This is a genomic window from Nocardia sp. NPDC003999 (genome assembly GCF_053604885.1).
This window is the reverse complement of record NZ_JBSGIB010000030.1, coordinates 1-21,113: the sequence shown is the minus strand read 5'-3', so window position 1 is coordinate 21,113 and position 21,113 is coordinate 1. Positions and strand designations below refer to the sequence as shown.

13 protein-coding genes are annotated in these 21,113 nt (G+C 71.0%); 2 read left to right on the top strand and 11 right to left on the bottom strand.

The features are described 5' to 3' along the window. Positions 1 to 50 precede the first annotated feature (50 nt). The 10 genes from ACWESM_RS33870 to ACWESM_RS33825 form a co-directional block, all read right to left on the bottom strand. On the bottom strand, positions 51 to 3,761 hold the full coding sequence (locus tag ACWESM_RS33870) for a nitrate reductase subunit alpha (RefSeq protein WP_355079736.1): 3,711 nt from the start codon (positions 3,759 to 3,761) through the stop codon (positions 51 to 53). Positions 3,762 to 4,451: 690 nt separating this feature from the next. Further along, positions 4,452 to 5,144 carry an acireductone synthase gene (gene mtnC, locus ACWESM_RS33865; protein ID WP_452495247.1) on the bottom strand — a complete coding sequence of 231 codons (693 nt, stop codon included), beginning with the start codon at positions 5,142 to 5,144 and terminating at the stop codon, positions 4,452 to 4,454. Then, entirely contained in the window at positions 5,141 to 5,716 is a 576-nt protein-coding gene (locus tag ACWESM_RS33860; protein ID WP_452495245.1) for a 1,2-dihydroxy-3-keto-5-methylthiopentene dioxygenase, read from the bottom strand. The genes mtnC and ACWESM_RS33860 overlap by 4 nt, the downstream gene beginning before the upstream one ends. Continuing rightward, positions 5,713 to 7,359 carry an S-methyl-5-thioribose-1-phosphate isomerase gene (gene mtnA / locus ACWESM_RS33855; protein WP_452495243.1) on the bottom strand — a complete coding sequence of 549 codons (1,647 nt, stop codon included), beginning with the start codon at positions 7,357 to 7,359 and terminating at the stop codon, positions 5,713 to 5,715. Before mtnA ends, ACWESM_RS33860 begins: the two co-directional genes overlap by 4 nt. Positions 7,360 to 7,435: 76 nt before the next feature. Next, a complete protein-coding gene (locus ACWESM_RS33850; protein ID WP_356960774.1) occupies positions 7,436 to 7,777 on the bottom strand; it encodes a DUF1330 domain-containing protein in 342 nt (113 codons plus the stop codon). Positions 7,778 to 7,946: 169 nt separating this feature from the next. Further along, positions 7,947 to 8,117, bottom strand: coding sequence for a hypothetical protein (locus ACWESM_RS33845; RefSeq protein WP_356960775.1), 171 nt, complete (start codon positions 8,115 to 8,117; stop codon positions 7,947 to 7,949). Between the two features lie 472 nt (positions 8,118 to 8,589). After that, positions 8,590 to 10,329, bottom strand: coding sequence for an NTP transferase domain-containing protein (locus ACWESM_RS33840; protein ID WP_452495240.1), 1,740 nt, complete (start codon positions 10,327 to 10,329; stop codon positions 8,590 to 8,592). Positions 10,330 to 10,411: 82 nt separating this feature from the next. Beyond that, positions 10,412 to 11,167 (bottom strand): VOC family protein, encoded by a 756-nt coding sequence (locus ACWESM_RS33835; RefSeq protein ID WP_452495238.1) that lies wholly within the window; start codon positions 11,165 to 11,167, stop codon positions 10,412 to 10,414. A gap of 54 nt (positions 11,168 to 11,221) precedes the next feature. Beyond that, positions 11,222 to 11,533 (bottom strand): MGMT family protein, encoded by a 312-nt coding sequence (locus ACWESM_RS33830; protein ID WP_355079720.1) that lies wholly within the window; start codon positions 11,531 to 11,533, stop codon positions 11,222 to 11,224. Positions 11,534 to 11,537: 4 nt separating this feature from the next. Continuing rightward, on the bottom strand, positions 11,538 to 12,314 hold the full coding sequence (locus tag ACWESM_RS33825) for an alpha/beta hydrolase (RefSeq protein ID WP_355079718.1): 777 nt from the start codon (positions 12,312 to 12,314) through the stop codon (positions 11,538 to 11,540). Positions 12,315 to 12,386: 72 nt separating this feature from the next. Between ACWESM_RS33825 and ACWESM_RS33820 the strand changes: the two genes are divergently transcribed. After that, positions 12,387 to 15,818, top strand: a complete 3,432-nt coding sequence (locus ACWESM_RS33820; RefSeq protein WP_452495235.1) for an ATP-dependent helicase — start codon at positions 12,387 to 12,389, stop codon at positions 15,816 to 15,818. Positions 15,819 to 15,861: 43 nt separating this feature from the next. Further along, positions 15,862 to 20,142, top strand: a complete 4,281-nt coding sequence (locus ACWESM_RS33815) for an ATP-dependent helicase (protein ID WP_452495233.1) — start codon at positions 15,862 to 15,864, stop codon at positions 20,140 to 20,142. On the opposite strand, the gene ACWESM_RS33810 is transcribed toward ACWESM_RS33815, so the two are convergent. Beyond that, on the bottom strand, positions 20,099 to 20,512 hold the full coding sequence (locus ACWESM_RS33810) for a DoxX family protein (protein WP_355079710.1): 414 nt from the start codon (positions 20,510 to 20,512) through the stop codon (positions 20,099 to 20,101). The genes ACWESM_RS33815 and ACWESM_RS33810 overlap by 44 nt on opposite strands. Positions 20,513 to 21,113: the final 601 nt, after the last annotated feature.

Sequence of the window (21,113 nt, the reverse complement as noted above, 5' to 3'; positions counted from 1 at the left end):
ACCGCTTTCTCGCGTCGGTGGATGGTGTCCGCGTGCCGCGCTCGCCCATGTCAGTACTCCACTTCCTGCGAGCGCCTGCGAATCGTGGTCACCTCGTCGCGTTGATTTCCGGTGGGGCCGTGGTAGTTCAGCGCGAAGGACTGCTGCGCGTAGCCGCCGATGAGATGCGAGGGCTTGATCATGATGCGGGTGAGCGCGTTGTGGATGCCGCCGCGCTTGCCCCGGCCCTTGGTGTCCTCGCCGATGCCCTCGATACGCGGCACGTCCACCGCGCGGTCCTGGGCGTGGTACATGAACACCGTGCCCTCCGGCATCCGGTGGCTGACGATGGCGCGAGCCACCACGATGCCGTTGCGGTTGATCGCCTCGATCCAGTCGTTGTCGGCCACGCCGATCTTCGCCGCGTCGCGATCGGACATCCAGATCGTCTGACCGCCGCGCGAGAGCGTGAGCATGTGCAGGTTGTCCTGGTAGGCGGAGTGGATCGACCATTTCGAGTGCGGCGTCAGGTAACGCACCGTGACGCCCCGCTCGCCGACCTCGCCGATCGAGGGCTCGCGGAACAGCGCGGTCATGTCCAGCGGCGGACGGAAGATCGGCAGCTGCTCGCCGAGCTCGATCATCCAGTCGTGATCGAGGTAGAAGTGCTGCCGCCCGGTGAGCGTGTGCCAGGGCTTGAGCCGCTCGGTGTTGATGGTGAACGGCGAGTACCGGCGTCCGCCGGTCTCGCTGCCCGACCACTCCGGCGAGGTGATCACCGGCACCGGGCGCGCCTGGGTGTCGGCGAAGGTGATCCGCTTGCCCTCGTGCTCGGCGGCCAGGTCGGCCAGTTTCGTTCCGGTGCGGCGTTCCAGCGCGTGGAAGCCCTCCACCGCGAGCCTGCCGTTGGTGGTGCCCGACAGCGCGAGGATCGCCTCGGCCGCGTGCGTGTCCTTGGCCAGCGACGGGCGGCCCTGCGCGACACCGGACACGACCGTGCCGTTCACCCCGGCCAGGTACTCCACCTCTTGGTCGGGATAGGTGGTGACGCCCTTGGTGGTGACGCCGAGCGTGTCGACCAGCGGCCCGAGCGCGGCCATCTTCTCCGCGATCTTCGGGTAATCGCGTTCGACCACGACCAGCTTCGGCATGGTCTTGCCCGGAATCGGCTCGCACTCACCGGCTTTCCAGTCCAGCACGCGGCCGCCCGCCTGCGCCGTCGCGTCCGGCGAGTCGTGCTGCAACGGAACGGCGACGATGTCCTTGCGCTTGCCCAAGTGCTTCTCGGCCATCCAGGAGAAGCCGCGCGCGATCCGGTGGAAGGCGTCGAAGTCGGTCTTGGCCTCCCAGGGCGGCGAGATGGCCGGGGAGAACGCGTGCACGAACGGGTGCATGTCGGTGGAGGACAGGTCGTGCTTCTCGTACCAGGTGGCGGCGGGCAGCACGATGTCGGAGAACAGCGTGGTGCTGGTCATCCGGAAGTCCAGCGACAGCAGCAGGTCCAGCTTGCCGGTGGCGGCGGTCTCCCGCCAGTTCAGCTCCTGCGGCCGCACGCCGGTGGCTTCGGCGCCCTGCAGGTTGGAGTCGGCGCCGAGCAGGTGGCGCTGGAAGTACTCGTTGCCCTTGCCGGAGGAACCGAGCAGGTTCGCCCGCCACACGGTCAGGCAGCGTGGGAAGTTCTCCGGCGCGTCCGGGTCCTCGCAGGCGAATTTCAGGTCGCCGGACTTCAACCCGTCCACCACGTGCTCCGGCGCGGTCTTGCCCGCGGCCTCGGCCTCGTCGACCAGGTCGAGCGGGTTGCGGTCGAAGGTGGGGTAGCTCGGCATCCAGCCCAGCCGGCTGGCCAGCGCGATGTTGTCGGCGGCCGTGCGCCCGGCGAACTTGCCCGTGCCGAGCGGAGAGGCGAACGACTCGGCGGTGAACGGGTCGTAGCGCCACTGGTCGTTGGTCAGGTACCAGAACACGGTGCCCTGCATCTGCCGCGGCGGGCGCTGCCAGTCCAGGCCGAAGGCCAGGGTGGACCAGCCGGTGACCGGGCGGCACTTCTCCTGCCCGACGTAATGCGCCCAGCCGCCGCCGTTCACGCCCTGGCAGCCGGTCAGCAGGGTAAGGGTGAAGAACGCGCGGTAGATCTGATCGGAGTGGAACCAATGGTTGGTGCCCGCGCCCATCAGGATCATCGAGCGGCCGCCGGACCGGTCGGCGTTGTCGGCGAACTCCCGCGCGATGCGCTGGGCCTGCACGGCGGGCACGCCGGTGATGGCTTCCTGCCAGGCCGGGGTGTAGGGCTCGGTCGCGTCGTCGTAGCCGCTCGGCCACGTGCCGGGCAGTCCGTCGCGACCGACGCCGTACTGGGCGAGCAGCAGATCGAAGACCGTGGTGACACGTTTGCCCGCGACGGTCGTGGTCGGCACGCCGCGCACGAGCACGCCGGGAACGTCGCTGTCGAAGCGGGGAATCTGTACAGCCGCAGCATCGTCGGTGCGGCCGTACAGACTCAGAAGGGGATCGACGTCCCCGAGATCGAGGTTCCAGCGGCCGGTTCCCGCTTCGCCGAACCGATGACCGAGCGACCCGTTCGGCACCACCGGCTGCGCCTGCGCGTCCAGCAGCACCGTCTGGAACTCGACGCCCTCGCCGGTGCGGCCCAGGTCGGCGGCGGTGAGGAACTTGCCGGGCAGGTAGGCCCCGTCGCGCTCGTCCAGCGTGATCAGGTACGGCAGATCGGTGTAGCGCTTGATGTAGTCGAGGAATCGCGGCGTCGACTTCTCGACGAAGAACTCCTTCAGCACCACGTGGCCCATCGCCATGGCCAGCGCGGCATCGGTGCCGGGACGCGCGGGCACCCACTCGTCGGCGAACTTGGTGTTGTCGGCGTAGTCGGGGGAGACCACGACCACCTTCTGGCCCCGGTAGCGGGCCTCGGTCATGTAGTGCGCGTCCGGCGTCCGGGTGACCGGCACGTTCGAGCCCCACATGATGAGATAGCCCGCGTCGAACCAGTCCGCGGACTCCGGCACGTCGGTCTGGTCGCCGAACACCTGCGGCGATGCCACCGGCAAGTCGGCGTACCAGTCGTAGAACGACAGCATGGAGCCGCCGAGCAGCGAGATGAAGCGGGCGCCGACGGCGTGGCTGACCATCGACATGGCGGGGATCGGCGAGAACCCGGCCACCCGGTCCGGGCCGTACTGCTTGATCGTGTAAACGTGTGCGGCAGCGGCGATCTCGGCCGCCTCCCACCACTCGGCGCGGACGAATCCGCCCTTGCCCCTCGCGGCCTTGTAGCTGCGCGCCTTCTCGGGGTCTTCGACGATCTCGCCCCAGGCCAGCACCGGATCCTTGAGCCGGGACTTGGCTTCCCGGTACAGCTCCAGCAACGTGCCGCGCACGTACGGGTAGCGCACCCGGGCGGGCGAATAGGTGTACCAGGAGAACGACGCGCCGCGCGGGCAGCCGCGCGGCTCGTACTCCGGCTTGTCCGAGCCCACGGAGGGGTAGTCGGTCTGCTGTGACTCCCAGGTGATCACACCGTCTTTGACGTAGATCTTCCACGAACAGGACCCGGTGCAGTTCACGCCGTGCGTGGAGCGCACCACCTTGTCGTGCGACCAGCGATCCCGGTAGAACTCGTCGGCGCTGCGACCGCCGACCTTGTGCAGCGTCCGCTGATCGGACGATATCTCGCCCCGGTGGAAATATTTCCCCAGCCGCAGGAGCGCGTCCCCGGCGTCGGTGGCCGGGGCGGAGGGTGTATGACCCTGGGTACGCGAATTAACCACGACGTCCCCTTCGAGCTGTGCGATCGGGTTGATGTTCCGACTGTAAAGAGGCGCGCACGGCTGACCAAACGTCTTTCTCACAGCCCATTCGGAAGGGTGGTGAGTTGTGAGACCGGCGCAACCTCACGGTCACGGTAGCGCGGTGCTATCGGGCGGCATCCGCTGGGCCGACCAGGGGCAAACGGCTCTGAACTGGACAAAATCGGATCCGAGGAGTCCGCCCGCACGCATGTCGGTGATGCTTTGGAAACGGCGGGTTCTCCAGTGCTTTACATTTGTTAACACATTGGATCGATCTTCAGTGGGGCATTTTTCCAGTGTTCCGGCGAGTTTCGCTCGCGGCTCGGTGGCAACGTATTGTAAGCGTAATCACAATTCGCTGTGAATTCGCTCGACGTCGATCAATTGCACTGTGCTCCAGGCTCCGCCCGATCCGCCGTCGCCTCGATCGGGTCCGGGTGGCGTCGCCAGTCTGGCTACCACCCGCCGGGTGACACTGTCGCTCATGACAACCGGCGGTGGACGACGGATCGGCCGTGCGGTGGTGGAACGGCTGCCGACTCGCGGTAACGCCGTCCTCTCGCAACACGGCCCCACGGTGGACGGAAACGACATCGGCATATGGACCGACGCGCGGCTCGGTCGATCCGGCCGAAAGTGGTCGCGGTTCCGAGGAGGTTATCTGCGCGATCAGACCTGGTCGGCGGGGTTGATGTCGGCGAACGTGTCGACCCAGTGGTGTGGCGGCCGAGGTGGATTGGGTTCGCCGGGTCGGGCCAGCCCGACCACTCGCCACCCAGCGGCGACGGCGGCGTCGAGTTCGTCCGGGTGATCGGACAGGAACAGGATGCGCTCGGCGGGTGCGCCGATGGCGCCCGCGATCTTGTCGTAGGAGGACGCCTCGCGTTTTCCGCCCGCCGTCGACAGATCGAAGTACCCGCTGATCAGGCCGGACAGACTGCCTCCATGCGCGAAGGCGAACCAATCCTGCTGATTGCGAATCGATCCCGAGGAGTAGACGTACAGCGCGAGACCCGCGGCGTGCCACGCGGCCAGGGCCGGTGGCACGTCGGGGAAGAACTCGCCGTGCAGTGCGCCGCTGCGGAAACCCTCCGCGCAGATCAGACCCTGCGCGGTCTTCAAAGGCTCGGCCTTCACGTCGGTGTCGAGCCACCCGCGCAGGATCGCGGCGACTTCGGCCGGGTCCGCGTCCGGCCGCCCGGCCAGCTGCCTGGTCGCGGCCAGCACGGGCGCCGCGGCCGCGGAGCTGTTCTCGGCCAGCCACTCCGGAAGCCGTTCGCGGGTGTAGCCGTACAGGTCTTCGCGAACCGCGGCGGTGGGACTGGTGGTGCCCTCGATGTCGACGACGACGGCGTCGATCACGGCGCGGTGAGCAGCTCGTCGAGGGTGGGGAAGCCCGCGCTGATCTTGTCGCCGGTGAAGTCGCCGACCCAGCCGTCCTCCTCCTCGAAGAAGCGGATGGCGATGAAGTCGGGGCGTTCGCCCATGTCGAACCAGTGCAGCGTGCCCGCCGGAACCGAGAGCAGATCGCCGCCCTCGCAGACCACCGCGAGAACTTCCTCGCCCAGGTGCAGGTAGAAGCAACCGCGCCCGGCGGCGAAGAAGCGCACCTCGTCTTCGGCGTGGCGGTGCTCGTCGAGGAACTTCCCTCGGGCGCCCTTGGCGATCTCCGGCCACTGCGGGTCGGCGTCGTCGGGGTGGATGCGGGCGATGTCGACGTGCTTGTAGCGCCCGGTCTCGTTCAGTTCGGCGACGTTCGTCTCGTAGTGCGCGAGCAACTCCTCCGACGGCACCGACGCGGCGTTCTCCACCACCGGCCAGCGGCCGAACGTGATGCCGTGCCTGGCGAGTTCGGTGCCGATCATCTCGTCGTCGCTGGTGCGTACGCGCACGTCGGCCGCGTTGTCGGCGGCCATCACCTGCAGCAGGGTCATGTCAGTCCAATCTCGAGAAAATCGTCGCGCGGGCCGAACGCCGCCGGACTACCGGTGCGGCACACCAGCTCACACAATGCTTCCAGGCATTCGGCGCGATCGCGCGCCTGGGCGAGATCATCGCCCCACGCTGTGATCCCGTGCCCGGCGATGATCAGGACAGGAAGCGCGTCGGGGTGGTCGAGGAGATAGCGCTCGATGTCGGCCCCGATGCGCGGCACCTCGGGCCAGTTCGGGAAGACCGGGATGTCCGCGACGGCCGGATCGCCGCCACCGAGTCCCTTGATCAACTCGTAGTCGGTGATCCGCAGCGTGCCGAGCATTCCCGGCGTCGCCGAGCGGGTGGCCAGTGCCGTGGCGAACGGCGGATGGATGTGCACGACCGCTTGCGCCGGACGGGCCCGGTAGACGGCGGTGTGGATCGTCGTCTCCGCGGAGGGTTTGCGCCCCTGATCGGTCACGGGCGCGGAGTCCGCGACGCGCACGGTGACCATGTCGCGCTCGGTGAGCTCCCCTTTGGACAGCCCGCTCCCGGTGACCACGGCGGTCGCGCCGGTGCGCACGGAGATATTGCCCGCCGTACCCGGCATCCAGCCGCGCCGGTACAGCTCGCGGGCGAGGTCCGTGATTTCCGCGCCGGGCGACCGATCGGACCGGTGCACCACACCCTCTTCGGTGACCACCGCGGTCACCAAATCGGCGGGCGTGACGTCGAAGGCCGGGTTGAAGACCTCGGTGTGCGCGGGAGCCGTTGCCACACCGCCGAATCCGGTCACCTCGGCCGCCGCGCGTTCCTCCACGACGATCTCCCGGCCGGTGGCCATCGAGAGGTCGCGGGTCGACTCCGGGGCCACCACGACGAACGGGATGCCGTGGTGGCGGGCGGCGAGCGCGAGACCGTAGGTGCCGATCTTGTTGGCGACGTCGCCGTTGGCGGTGACCCGGTCGGCGCCGACCAGCACGCAGTCGACCTGTCCGGTCGCCATCGCCCAGGCGGCGGCGGAATCGATGGTCAGCCGGTGCGGGATGCCCGCCTCGGCCAGTTCCCACGTGGTCAGGCGGGCGCCTTGCAGCAGCGGGCGGGTCTCGTCCACCAGCACCTGCTCGATCGCGCCGCGCTCGGACAGCACCCGCAGCGTGCCGATGGCGGTGCCGAACGCGCTGGTCGCGAGTCGTCCGGTGTTGCAATGGGTGAGCACGCGCAGCGGCCGGTCCGGACACAGGCGCTGCACCAGGTCGGCGGCGTTGGTGGCGGCGGCCCGGTTGACCCGGCCGTCTTCGGCCAGCATGTCGAGGGTCTCGGCGAGGACCGCATCGGCGCCCCTGCCCACCTTCGCCCGGACCCGCCGCACCGCCCAGGCCAGATTGACCGCCGTCGGCCGGGCCGCCGCGATCCGGTCCGCTTCGGCCTGCGCCGCGGTCTCGTCCACCACGCCGCCTACGGTGTGCGCGGCGGTGGCGATGACGACGCCGAACGCGCCCGCGATGCCGATGGCGGGCGCGCCGCGAACGGCCAGCGTCTCGATCGCGTCGATGACCTGGTCGACGGTGCTCAGCCGCAGCTCACGCACCTCGTGCGGCAGTCCGCGCTGGTCGATGGTGACGAGCGTGCCGTCGTCCCAGACCAGTGAGCTGTCGTCCATCAGGCGCATCCTTCGCGTCGAACCGGGTCGTGCCTGGTCAACGGTATCGGACGCCGGACGGCGAGCCGAAATCGCGTCAGGCCGCCCCGGCGCGCAGTTTGGCGGCGCGTTCGCGCGGGTCGTAGTCGGGGCCGACGCCCTCGATGAGCAGCAGGTCGCCGTCGATGTGATCGGCGCGCAGCGGCAGGATCTCCTGATAAGCGGGCGAGTGATACCACTCCCGCGCCTCGGTCATCCCGGGGAACTCGATCAGCACCATGCTGCCGGGCCAGTCGCCTTCCACGACCTCGGCAGGGGAGCCGTGGATGACGAAGCGGCCGCCGAACGGGTCCAAGGTGGCCTGGATGCGCTCCAGGTATTCGAGGATGTCGGGATGCGGCCTGCGACTGCGGAGATGGGCGAAGCCATAGGCGGACATGGCGTGTGGTTCCTTCGTTCGACGACGCCGGAGATGGCGTCGAACCGACGGTAGGTCCGCCTCGCGCGGGGTGGCAATTACCTCCGGGGTAAGCACGAGGGCCCCGAAACGACCGCGGCCGCCGGTCCCGGGAGGAGGTGGGGCCGGCGGCGCGGGTGGCGCAGATCAGCTAGCGGCGGCGCTCCTGCTCGCCGCGCCGGTCGGGCATCTCGGACCGGTTGCCCCGACGGCCTTCCATGTCAGCGCCCTCGCGGATGTCCTGCTCTTGGCGCTGTTGCTGCTGCTGCCTCGGCATCTGCTTCGGCATTTTCTTAGGCGTTTTCTTCGACTTTTCAGTCATCTCCACTCGGTCCTTTCCGGGGGATTGATATTCGCCTAACGAACACACGATAGCGAGCGGGAATGGCCTGTGGAAGAGGAAATGAAAAATATGGCTCCGAGCGGCTCGGTTGTTGTGTTCGCGCTGGTAAGAGCGCTTTTGAACCCTGTATTCAGTAATGAATCCAGTTCAGTTCGACTTTTTCTTCCGACCAGGTCGAGGCGGGTTGGACCGGATGAAAACGGCGGTCAGGCGTTCGTTTTATTTGCCTCGCGGATCGCTTCGCCGACGTATATCGCGTTCGACTCCGCTGCCGCGAAGGAGTGCGCGTGCACGTTCCCGTGACAACGAAACCCGCTGCACCGCAGCGACTTCGGATCGACGTCGGCCGAGCATCGGCGCACCCCCGTATTCCGCGCCCACTCGATCCCGCTGAAGCCAAGGCCCGCAACCAGTTTCGTTCGGTCCACGACGCACCCGCGGGCCGAAGGGTTCAGCGCAGCGGCAGGAATTCGACGATCGCGCCGTCCCCGGCATCGGGCGGGACGACCACCAGGCCGTCGCGGTCGATCAGGCCGCCCAGATGGGCCGTCCGGACAACCGGGTCGCCGATCCATCCGCCTTCCTCGGCGGCGCGAGCCGGAACGATGCGCGTCACCTGTCCGGCGATCTCGGCGGCGTTGTGCAGCGGTCCGCGCAGCGGGCGGGCGGGGAGCGCGCCGGTGCGGCCCTCGACGATCGCGGGTGCCAGCGCCATGAGCGTCGCGACGGCGGCGAACGGGTTGCCCGGCAGGCCGAGCACCGTGGTGCCGGAGGTGAGCCGGGCGACGACGGTGGAACCGCCCGGCCGCAGCCGCAGCCGCGGCACCACGATCTCGGCTCCGGCGCGGGTCAGGGCGGCACGGAGCTGGTCGGCCGCCCCGCCGCCCGTCGCGCCGACGATCACCAGCAGGTCGCGATCCGGCGCGACGGTCAGGACCTCGTCGAATCCGTGCGGAGTGTCGCGCAGGTGCACCCGATCGGTGGTGCGAATGCCATACCTGGCCAGCAGTTCCGGCAGGACCGGGCCGATCGAATCGCGGGTCTGCCCCGCCTGCAGTGGACCTTCGCTGCGGATCTCGTCACCGGTCATGACGACGTGCGCGCGGACCGGGCCGCGCACCGGCGCGGCGGTGACCTCGACGCTCGCGGCCGCGGAGACCAGCGCCGCGGTGACCGGTGCACCCTCCGGCGCGACCGGATCACCGGCCGCCCGGTCCTCGCCGCGGCGGCGGATGTCGTCGCGCAGCGGGGTGTCCGGCAGGCGGTACAGCGTTTCGTCGGCGACGTGCGCGAACTCGTCGCGCAGCACGCCCGTGGTGCCATCGGGGACGTGCGCGCCCGTGGCGATGCGCACCGCCTCGCCCGGCAGCAGCCCCACCGGACGCCGTCCGCCCGCGAAGCCGACGTCGCGGCGCAGGCGCCACGGCCCGTCGCCCGCCACGGCGTAACCGTCCATCGCCGAGACGTCGAAGCGAGGCAGCGGCCCGGCGGCCGTCAATGGGCCCGCGAGCGCGGCCCCGATCACCGATGACAGGTCGGCTTCGTACGCGGTAAGCCGGGAAAGTTCGGTACGCAGCAGGTTTCGCGCCTCGCCGAGCTCGAGCGGTGGTTGCTGGCGTGGCGCGTCCACCGCCGCTCTGGCCTGTCGCACCTCCTCTTCGGTGTCGCAGTCGCCGACGCCGGAGAGCGGGATGATCCCGGCGGCTGCGGGCACCAGCGCCTTCATCGGCTGATTGATCAGCGCGTCGAGCTCGTCCAGCGCGGCCGCAAGCGCGGAACGCCGCCACACCCCGATCAGGTATTGCGGCCGACCCGACTCGTCGGCCGCGAACACCGCGTCCGCTCCCGATTCGGTGGCGTGCCGGATGAGTTCGGCGATCGCCGACGGGGACAGGAACGGAAGGTCGGCGGCAAGGACCACGACCAGCGGGGCGGCGGAGCCGAGGGCCCGCAGCCCCGTGTCGATCGCCGCCACCGGACCCGATCCGGGCGGCACCTCGCGAACCTGCGTGATCTCCGGCGCCAACTCGGGACGGTGCGGTCCGACCACCACCGTCCGCGCGCACGAGGCGACGGCGGCGAGCGCCACTTCGAGCATGGAACGGCCGCCGATGACGATGGCCGGTTTGTCCACGCCGCCCATCCGGCTGGCCCGGCCGCCCGCGAGCACGATCGCGTCGGCGGCCGTCACACGCCACGACCCGGAGTCAGGTACACCATGGCGGCCATGCTAATTCGTCACCATGGGGAAGCCGGGGAGCGGACGGCGTCGATCAGGCGTTCGACCAGAAGCGGGCCGGTGGCAGCAGCCGGAACTCGTTGAGTTCCGGGTCGGCGAGCACGAGGTCGGTTTCCCGGTCGGGGGCCGGGGCGCCACGGTCGATGGAGGTGGCGCCCGCCGCGTGCAGCCGGGCCACCTCGGCGGCCCGGTCGTCGGCCGGGAACGACGTGAGATCCAGGCGCATTCTGGTCCGGCCCGACCCCGCGTCGGGCGTGCGCACGAACTCCAGCCAGGAGCCGAGTCCGGTCGGTGCGCGTAATCCGGCCAGCCGCTCGCCGCGCCGCATGGACGGCCAGCCGGTGGCGGTCGACCAGAATTCGGCCAGGCGTTGCGGATCGCGCGTGTCGACCACGACCGCCGCGACGGCCCCGGTGTCCACGTACTCCTCCCTCGGTTCGAGCACGCAGAACTCGTTGCCCTCCGGATCGGCGAGCACCGCCCACGGCACCGCGCCCTGCCCGATGTTGATCGAGCGCGCGCCCAAGGCCAGCGCCCGGTCCACCTGGGTGCGCTGGTGGTCCAGCGAGCGGGTGGCCAGATCGAGGTGCAGGCGATTCTTGCCGACCTTGGCCCGCATCGCGGGCAGGAAGGTGAGCGCCAAGTCGCCGCCGTCGGCGTCGGGAGCCGCCACGTTCACCTCGTCGGGGCGGTCGAGGGTGACACTCCAGCCCAGCAGTTCGGCCCAGAAATCCGCGACCGAACGCGGCCGGTCGGCGTCGAACACGACACATGCCAGGCGGGTGGGCATGGATCAACGGTACTGGCCGCCATTCCGGCACGGAGGAATTTCGGAAAGCGGCGCTCAGTCGCCGGGGAGATCGGGCAGCGGGAAGCGTGCGGCGCGCAGGTCGACGCGTCCGTCCCGGATCGGCACGCCCTCTTCGGCCAGCAGGCGCAGCTGGCGATGAGCCAGATGGGCGGCGGGACGGCCGCTCGCGCCGAGCACCCGATGCCAGGGCAGATCGGCCGAGTCGGTGCGCATGATCCAGCCCACTGTGCGCGGCGTCGACAAACCGGCGGCCGCCGCGATGTCGCCGTAGGTGACCACCCGGCCGGGCGGAACCGCCGCCACCAGCGCGCGCACCTGCTCGATCTGGGCGTCGGTGGTCGGCATCGGCTCAGAGCACCGAGCGCACGAGTTCGCCGGTCTGGGCCGGATACGCCTGGGCGACCATGTGATCGCAGTTCCATTCGAGCACGGTCAGGCCCGCGCCCATGTGCTCGGTGAGCGCCGCGCGGAATTCCGGCGTGACGAACGGCGGGTGCACCTTCATCGCCTGCACCAGCACGGTCGGCAGGTCGGCGGGCGGAAGCACCCAGTGGCGGGCCAGCTGGCCCCAGTAGGAGTTGATCGCGGGCAGGCTCATTCGCCAGCCGAAGCGCCCGTCGGCGGTGGGCATCAGGTGTTCGTCGAGTTCGGCTTCCAGCAATCGCGGCTCCACATCGCCCCAGCCGGTGTCGAGTTTGTCCTGGCGCGCGTGGTCGACGCTGTCGTAGTCGGCCGAGACCAGGGTGGACAGCGCGATCTCGTTGAGCCATTCCGGCTCCAGCGCGATCGCCGGATCGAGCAGCACCAGTTTGCGCACCAGTTCGGGATGCCGATGGGCCAGGTGCAGCGCGCACGCGCCGCCGAAGGAGTGCGCGACAACCACCACCGGGCCGTCCGCCTCGGCGGTGACCAACTCGACCAGGTCCTCGACGATGGTCTCGAAGTTCCACGGCGGCAGCGAGGTCGAGCGGCCGTGCCCGCGCAGATCCGGTGCGAGCACCCGTACGTCGGGCAGATGCCGGGTCGCCAGATCTTCCCAGCGTTTGCCGTGACCGGTCACACCGTGCAGGGCGAGCACCACCGGTCCCGTCGTCGGACCGAACCGGTGGACATTCAGAACAGACACCGGTCCATTCTGACCTGCGCCGTGATCGGCCGCAGCGCCGGTCGGGCGGAGGCGTGTACCGGCGTGTCGGTCGTGTCTGTTGCAATAGCCCGCGTGGTGCGATCGGATGGCGCGGTGCGACTGGTTCGCCGGAACGTGGTGGCGCCCCGGCCGCGAGACTGGGGCGCCGACGTCCGCGCGCTGCTGGACGCCGCGGCCGAGGCCGGTCCAGCGCGCCCGGGATGGCGGCCCTGGCAGGTGCTCGGCGGCCCGGGCACGGGTAAGACCGCCCTGCTGGTCGACCTCGCCGCCGGGCGCATCGCGGCCGGAGCCGACCCGGAATCGGTGCTGGTACTGACCCATTCGAAACAAGCCGCGGGCGCTGTACGAGACGCCATCACCACGCGGCTGAGCGGCCCGGGCCCCGGCGCGGAGGGCGGTGTGCCCGGCGCCACACGAGAACCCTTGGTGCGCACCCTGCACTCGTACGCCTTCTCTGTGCTGCGCAGGCACGCGATGGCGCACGGCAACCCGCCGCCGCGTCTGCTGACCGGAGCCGAACAGGACGCCGTGGTGCGCGAGATGCTGCGCGGCGATCTGGCGGACATGGCCGAGGGCGCGCACGGATTGTGGCCGGAGCGACTGCGGCCCGCCCTCGCGCTCGGCGGGTTCGCCGAACAGTTGCGCGATCTCATGCTCCGGGCCACCGAACGCGGCATCGGGCCGGAGGACCTGGTGCGCCTCGGCCGCGAGCACGCCAAGCCCGAATGGGTGGCGGCGGGCAGGTTCGCCCTCCGCTACGAGCAGACGATGCTGCTGCGCTGGTCGGTGGGCGTCGATGCGCCGGAGGCGACCGCGCCCGCGCTGGACGCCGCCGAACTCGTCGGCGCGGCGCTGGACGCCCTGGCCGCCGACCCGAATCTGCTTGCCGCCGAACGCGCCAGGATCCGATACCTGCTGGTCGACGACGCGCAGCACCTGGACCCGCAGGCGGCGATCCTGGTGCGAGCGATCGGGCACAGCGCCAGGACCACGGTGGTCGCGGGCGATCCCGACCAAGCCGTGTTCGCCTTCCGCGGCGCCGACGCGCGATTCGTCGCCGAACTCGACGTGCCACCCGAGCGGCGAGTCGTGTTGCGCGACAACCATCGGTTCAGCGGTCAGGTGGAGCTGGCGGTCGCCCGGATCGCGGCACGCCTGCCGGGTAGTGCGCCGCAGCGCATCCCCGTGCCGGAAGACACCGGCCCGCGGGAGGACGGCACCGAGGTGCGCGTGCGCGTGCTGGCCACGCCGGCGAAAGAGGCCGCGCTCATCGCCGACCACTTGCGCCGCGCGCATCTCACCGGCGGGCTGCCATGGTCGCGGATGGCGGTGATCGTCCGTTCGGTACCGCTGTCGCTGGCGCCGCTGCGCCGCGCCCTCCTCGCCGCGGGCGTGCCGGTGCGGCAGCCCGCGCTGGACACGCCGCTGGCGCGCAGGCGCGGCGCGGCTTGGATGCTGCTCTCGCTGCGCGCGGTCCTGGCGGGGGAGCAGGCGCAACGGGGCGCGGAACCGGCGTTCGAGCCGGAGGACGCCCTCGATCTGCTGTCCGGGCCGCTGGGCGGCGCGGACCAGATCGCTTTGCGCCGGTTGCGCCGCGGCATCCGGCGCGCGGTGCTGGAATCGGTGCGCGCCGGGGCGAAAACATCGGACGCGGGCGACGATTCGCCGACCGACCGCGACTCGGACATCGACCGCCCCTCCGCACTGATGTTGCGCGATCTGCTGATCGGGACCGGCGATCCGGCCATCATGGACCGGCTCACCGAGGTCGAGGCCGCGCCGCTGCGCCGGGTGCTGGACGCGCTGCGCCGGGCGCGCAAGGTGCGCGGGCGCGGCGCGGGCCTGGAGGACGTGCTGTGGGCGCTGTGGACCGGTTCTCGGCTGGAACGGCGCTGGGTGGCGCAGTCCGAGCGCGGCGGCGCGGTCGGCATGCAGGCCGATCGCGATCTGGACGCCGCGGTCGCGTTGTTCGACGCGGCCGCCGCCTATGTCGACCGGTTGCCGCGCGCGAGCATCGAAGGGTTCGTCGAATACCTGACGCAGCAGGAGATTCCGCAGGACGCGGCGCCTCGTACACTGCCGGGCGAAGCGGTGGCGCTGCTGAGCGCGCACGCCGCCGCGGGGCGGGAATGGGATGTGGTCGCCGTCGCCGCCGTCCAGGAAGGGATCTGGCCCGATCCGCGCACCCGCGGCACCCTCTTGCACACCGAAGATCTGGTCGATCTCACCGCCGGGGTGTCCGATGCCGGGGAGCGGGTGAGCCGTGCGGCGCCGATCCTCGCCGAGGAGCGCAGGTTGCTGCTCGTCGCGTGCAGCCGGGCCCGGCGGTCGCTGCTGGTCACCGCCGTGGAATCGGTCGCGGGCGAACGCGATCTGGTGCCGTCGCGCTTTCTCGCCGAACTGCTCGGACACGACGACGACGGCGAGCCCGGTGCGCTCCCGGTGGCCGACCCCGGCCGCGCCCTGGTGATGCACTCGCTGGTCGCCGAATTGCGCGGCGTGGTCTGCGATCCGGAGGCCGACCCGGAACACAGGCGCCGCGCCGCGCACCAGCTCGCGCGGCTGGCCGACGCGGGCGTCCGGGGTACCCACCCCGACGACTGGTACGGCACCACCGAACTCAGCTCGCGGCGACCGCTGTGGACCGAGGACGACGGCGCGGTCGCGCTGTCGCCCTCCACCGTCGAATTGCTGCGCACCTGCCCGCTGCGCTGGGCGCTGGAACGCAACGGCGGTACCGACGGCGACAACCCGCACGCCGTCAAGGGCAATCTGGTGCACACGCTCGTGCAGGCGCTGGCGGGCAAAGTGCCCGAGGAACAGGTGCGCGCCGCGTTGGATCGCGCCTGGCGGGCGGTGGATCCGGGGACCGGCTGGCATTCCCGGCAGGAATTGCGCCGCACCGAGGCGATGCTGGAGACCTTCTCGGCCTGGGTGCGCAACACGCGCGGCGAACTCACCCAGGCCGGAGTCGAGGTGCCGGTGGACTGCGTGCTGCCCGCGCGCACGGAAGACGAACGCGCCGTACGGATCCGGGGCCGCGTCGACCGGCTGGAGCGAGACGCGCAAGGCCGTTTCGTCATCGTCGACGTGAAGACCGGCAAGTCGCCGGTCACCAAGCAGGCCGCCGTCGATCACGCGCAGCTGGCGACTTACCAGGTAGCGGCCGCCGCAGGCGCTCTCGACGCACCGGAGGTATCCGGTTCGGCCGAGCCGGAACCCGCGATCGGCTCGGCGGGCGAACCCGGCGGGGCGCGATTGGTGTACGTCGCCAAGCCGAGCAAGGCGGAGGGCGCCACTCAGCGCATGCAGCCTCCGCTGGACGCCGAGGCGCTCGAGCACTGGCGTGACACGATCCACCAGGCCGCGTCGTCCACTCAGGGCCCTAGCTACCTCGCCATGCGCAACGACGGATGCCGCCACTGCGCGGTCGCGGGCAGCTGCCCCGTGCAGGACAGCGGGAGGCAGGTGACCGACGAGTGAGCGCGCTCTCGGTCCCGCCGCGGCCGGTCGCCGGGGCGCCGCCGTGACGGGCGGGGTGACGCCGCACCAGCTGGCGCAGGCGCTCGGCCTGCCGCCGCCGACCGACGAACAGGCCGCCGTGATCGCGGCGCCGCCGGGCCCCACCCTCGTGGTCGCCGGCGCGGGCGCGGGCAAGACCGAGACGATGGCCGCCCGGGTGGTGTGGATGGTCGCCAACGGGCTCGTGCTGCCGGACGAAGTGCTCGGGCTGACCTTCACACGCAAAGCCGCCCAACAGCTGACCGCCAGGATCCGGACCAGGCTGGCCCGGCTCGCCGGTGCGCCGCTGCTGCGCGAACTGGACCCGAGCGGCCGCCTGCGCGCCCAGCTGACCGGCGCGGAACCGGAGATCAGCACCTACCACTCGTACGCGGGCAGGTTGCTCACCGAACACGGCCTGCTGCTGCCGGTGGAACCGTCGGCGACCCTGCTGACCGCGACCCAGCTCTGGCAGCTCGCCCACCAGGTGGTGCACACCTGGGACGGCGATCTGGAGACCGATCGCACCCCGGTGTCGGTCACCGAGGCGGTGCTCGCGCTGTCCGGGCAGCTGGCCGAGCACCTGGTCGAGCCGGAGGAACTGGCCGAGGCGCACACCGAACTGGCGAAGCTGGTGTACACGCTGCCCCCGGGCCCGCGGCAGCGGGGCGGCCCGAGCCAGACCCTGCTGAACATCGTGCAAGTGCAGCGGGAACGGGTAGCGCTGCTACCGCTGGTGCACGAGCTCGCCGAGGCATTGCGCCGACGGGGCGCACTGGACTTCGGCGCGCAGATGTCCCTCGCCGCACGGTTGGCGGCCGAGCACCCCGAGGTCGCCGCCGCCGAACGCGCCCGTTTCCGCTTGGTCCTGCTCGACGAGTACCAGGACACCGGCCACGCCCAGCGGGTCCTGCTCGCCGCCTTGTTCGGCGGCGCGCCGGAGGAGCAGACATCGCAGCCGGCGACTCCGCCCGACATTCCTCCGGGCGATCGTGGCGGCGACGATGCTTCGTCACCGGCGGGCGTTCACACAGTCGCACAGAGGGCGGCGCTGCCCGGTGTGCGGGAGAGCGTCGTGGCAAGTTCGGACACACTGCCGGAAACCGGGTCCGGGTCGTCATCGACCACCGACGCGCTTCCTGCTCACCCCGCGCAGAGCACGCGGTCGCCGGGCGTCGACGCGAACGACGTCGAAGGACAACCGCGGTTCGCCGGCGCACACGACCCGCGCGCCGTGGCGAGGCGTGCGGACCAACGTTCGCGCCGGCACGAAACGCAGCGCCTAGCCGTGACCGCCGTCGGCGACCCGATGCAATCCATCTACGGCTGGCGTGGCGCTTCGGCTGCGAACCTGCCCCGGTTCGCCACCGACTTCCCCAGCGCGCCGGGCTTGCCCGCCCCGACGTTGTCCTTGCTGACCAGCTGGCGCAATCCGCCGGAAGCGCTGGCACTGGCGAATCTGGTCGCGGAACCGTTGCGGCGCAAGGCGTCCGAGAGCGGCGGGGTGACGGTCGATGCCTTGCGCGCCAAGCCCGGCGCCGGGCCGGGTGTGGTGGCGCTGGCGCTGACCGACACCGTCGCCGACGAACGGGAGTGGGTGGCCGGGCGAATCGCCGCGGAGTGGGTTGCCCGGCACGCGGCCCAACAGCAGCCGCCCACGTCCGCCGTACTGGTGCGCCGCAATGCCGATGCCGCGCCGCTCGCGGAAGCGCTTCGCGCACAAGGTCTTCCCGTGGAGATCGTTGGACTCGGCGGCTTGCTCGCCACACCGGAGGTCGCCGACGTCGTCGCCACCCTGCGGCTGATCGCCGAACCGGGTGCGGGCAGCGCCGCCATGCGTGTGCTGACCGGCGCGCGCTGGCGCGTCGGGGTCGCCGACATCGCCGCGCTCGCCCGCCGCGCCAGGGACCTGTCCATCCGGCGTCCCGGATCGGAGGGACATACCGAGATCGCCGACGGCGCCGCGCTGGACGAGGCGCTGCGCGAAGTGGCGCCGGAACCCGCCGAACAGGCCGGGCTGGCCGACGCGATCGCCGATCCCGGTCCGCCCGAGCGGTATTCACCCGCCGGGTTCGCCCGCATCGAGGCGCTGGGACGGGAACTGGCCGCGTTGCGCGAACGCAGCGGTCAGCCGTTGGCGGAACTGGTCGCCGATGTCGAGCGCACCATCGGCGTCGGTGTGGAGACCCAGACCCGGCGAGCCATGGCGGGCACCGGGGCCGGACGCGAGCATCTGGACGCGTTCGCCGATGTGGTGGCCGGGTACGCCGCGGACACCGGCGCCTCGCTCGGCGGACTGCTCGCGTTCCTCGCCGCCGCGGAAGAGGTCGAGAACGGGCTGGAGCCGGGCGAGGTCGAGGTCGCCAAGGACCGGGTGCAGGTGCTGACCGTGCACGCGGCGAAAGGCCTGGAATGGGAGATCGTCGCGGTCCCGCACGTGGTGGAGGGCGTGTTCCCGTCCAAAGCCGGTTCCGGCACGTGGCTGGGCGCGCTCGCCGAGTTGCCCACGTCGCTGCGGGGTGACCGCAGGCAGGACGACGCGGCCGAGGGCGTGCCGGTGCTCGAGCTCACCGACTTGTACGACCGCGCGGACCTCGACCGCGCGATCAAGGCGCACAAGGAGGCGCTGGAGCGCCGCCGGATCGATGAGGAACGGCGCCTGTTCTACGTCGCGCTCACCAGAACCGAACGGGTGCTGCTGGTTTCGGCCCACTACTGGGCGGAGACCGGCAGCACTCCGAAAGGCCCCTCGGATTTCCTGCTGGAGTTGAAGCACGCGCACCAGGACCCCGGCAGCCCGGCGTGCGACGTCTTGGCGATCGACCGCTGGGACGACCCGCCCGCCGCCGACGCCGTCAACCCGTTCACCGACAACCCCGCCGCCGCCGAGTGGCCGCGCGACCCCCTCGGCGCCCGCCGCGAGCCCATCGAACAAGGCGCGGCACTGGTCCGCGCTGCCCTGGCGAATTTGCGCGCCCGTCCCGCCGCCGCCGGGCACCACGGCTCGAAGCCGCACGGCGCTGCTGGTTCGATCCGCAGAACCAGGTCTGCCCGTGCCGAGATGCCGTCCGCGCCGGACGTCGACGAGCCGGGTTTCGCGGACCGACCGGGCGACTACGGGCCGGGTGATGAGCCGAGTCTCACTGGCGATTCGGCTTCTGGCCTGCCCGGCGCTGAGCCGGAGTTCGAGCATGAGCCGGGCGACTACGGGCCGGGTGATGAGCCGAGTCTCACCGGCGAATCGGCTTACTATTCACCCCGCGATGAGTCGGATTCGCGGATGAATCGACCTACTCCCCGGCCCGCTGACAAGCCGGGGTTCGCGGATGAACCGGCCTACTATCCACCCGACGACGAATACCCGCCCGACGATTTCGCGGGGGACTTCGAGGTCGGGTCCATCGAATACGCCGATCCCTACGCGGATTTCGAGCCCTATTTCGGTTCGGCGCCGGACCCGGTGGAGGAGTATCTGTCCGCCGACGAACCGGCATTCGCCGCGACCGGCTTCGCTCCGCCCCCGCCGGAGGACATGTACCGCCCGCACGACGCCCGCCTTGCGCCGGATCCCGCCGATCCGGAAGGCTGGGCCGCCGACGTCGACGCCTTGCTCGCCGAACACCACGCGGCCGCGGCCGCCGACGAAGAGGTGGAACTACCTGGACAGATCGCGGCGACCGCTCTGGTCGAACTCCGGGCCGACCCGGCGAAGCTCGCCGCCCGCTTGCGTCGTCCGTTGCCCTACCCGCCGAATCCACTGGCCCGCCGGGGTACCGCGTTCCACGCCTGGGTGCAGCGGTGGTTCGGCTCCACCCGCCTGCTCGGTCTGGACGAACTGCCGGGCGCGGCCGACGGCGGCGCGGCCGACGCGGGCCTGGACGCCGAGCTGAGCGCGATGCAGGAGGCGTTCCTGAACTCGCGCTGGGCCGATCGCAGTCCGATCGAAGTCGAGATCCCGTTCGAAACCTCGATCGCGGGCACCGTGATCCGCGGCCGGATGGACGCGGTATTCGCCGAACCCGGCGGCGGCTGGATCGTGGTCGACTGGAAGACCGGCGCCGAGCCGAGCGCCGCCGAGGAACCGGCGGTCGCCATGCAGCTGGCCGTCTACCGCCTGGCCTGGGCGCGGTTGATGGCCGCCCGCGAGGGACGGCCCGAGCACGAGATGCTGCCCCGGATCGGCGCCGCATTCCACTACGTGCGCACCGGCCGCACCATCGCGCCCCCGAACCTGGCCGGTCCGGACGAACTGGCCGAGCTGATCAGGAACGCCGCGCCCGCCGGCTCACCGCCAGCGACTGAGTGACGAGCGGGATCTGCAGCGGCAGCCGCAGCGCCGAGCCGATCTTCACCAGCCGCGGCGCCTTCTCGCTGGCGAGCATGTCCGCGGCGAACTGCACGTTGGCCGGGAACACCGCGATGAACAGCAGCGCCGCCAGCCGTCCGCCGAAGCCGCGGGTGCGCGGGACCGCGAGGGCGGCGGCGACACCGATCTCGGCCGCGCCGGAGGCGTAGGTGTAGTCGCGGGCGCGTCCGGGCAGGAAGCGCGGCACGATCGAATCGAAGGGCTTCGGCCGGACGAAATGCAGCACCCCGGAGCCGAACAGCAGGGCGGCCAGGGCCAGCGCGGGCCGCCGCCCACCGTCGGACACGGACGTCAGCGTATTTTCTGCCATGCAGGCACCCTTACATCCGCGCCGCTCCGCGTCGACCCCGGGTCACTTGGATGCGGACCCGGCGGTCCGCACCTCCGAACCGCCGCCCCTGCCTCGGGCACGTCCTTCGCTCCTCACCAAGATCGAGCGAGAGTGATCAGCGCGGACGCCAGCCGAAGCGCCGCGACCCCACCGCGCGACTGCGGAGCCGACACAGCCTGGCTCGCACCGAGCGACCGCCAACGCCGCGCTTGCCTGCGGTGGTCCGCTCGACAGTCTGCCGCTGCGGCCCGTGAACCGAGCCGGGCTCGAATGAGCAGGTACCCGGGTCGGGTGAAACGACACCGATCGTGTTGGCGTCCGCGGCCGAGCTGGCGTCGGATGCGCCGCGACGAAGGAGACGGGGCGCTGTGTCCGCGAGGAAGGAGCAAGGGCAGCGATCCTGTAGCCGACCACTACGAACCGCGTACACCTGATAGCGAGCTTCGATGCCGACGTGCCCAGCGCACCCCCACCACGTCTTCCGAGCGAAGCGAGACCGAGCATCCGCCGTTCGCGGCCCGGCTCGCGTTTGCGCGGCCGCCGCGTACGCGACGAAGGAGCAAGCGGCGGCCGCGCAAAC

Coding starts and splice junctions, on each gene's coding strand:
- ACWESM_RS33850 (WP_356960774.1), bottom strand. CDS start 7,777: ATGTCCGCCTATGGCTTCGCCCATCTCCGCAGTCGCAGGCCGCATCCC.
- ACWESM_RS33810 (WP_355079710.1), bottom strand. CDS start 20,512: ATGGCAGAAAATACGCTGACGTCCGTGTCCGACGGTGGGCGGCGGCCC.
- ACWESM_RS33845 (WP_356960775.1), bottom strand. CDS start 8,117: ATGACTGAAAAGTCGAAGAAAACGCCTAAGAAAATGCCGAAGCAGATG.
- mtnA (WP_452495243.1), bottom strand. CDS start 7,359: ATGGACGACAGCTCACTGGTCTGGGACGACGGCACGCTCGTCACCATC.
- ACWESM_RS33835 (WP_452495238.1), bottom strand. CDS start 11,167: ATGCCCACCCGCCTGGCATGTGTCGTGTTCGACGCCGACCGGCCGCGT.
- ACWESM_RS33830 (WP_355079720.1), bottom strand. CDS start 11,533: ATGCCGACCACCGACGCCCAGATCGAGCAGGTGCGCGCGCTGGTGGCG.
- ACWESM_RS33860 (WP_452495245.1), bottom strand. CDS start 5,716: ATGACCCTGCTGCAGGTGATGGCCGCCGACAACGCGGCCGACGTGCGC.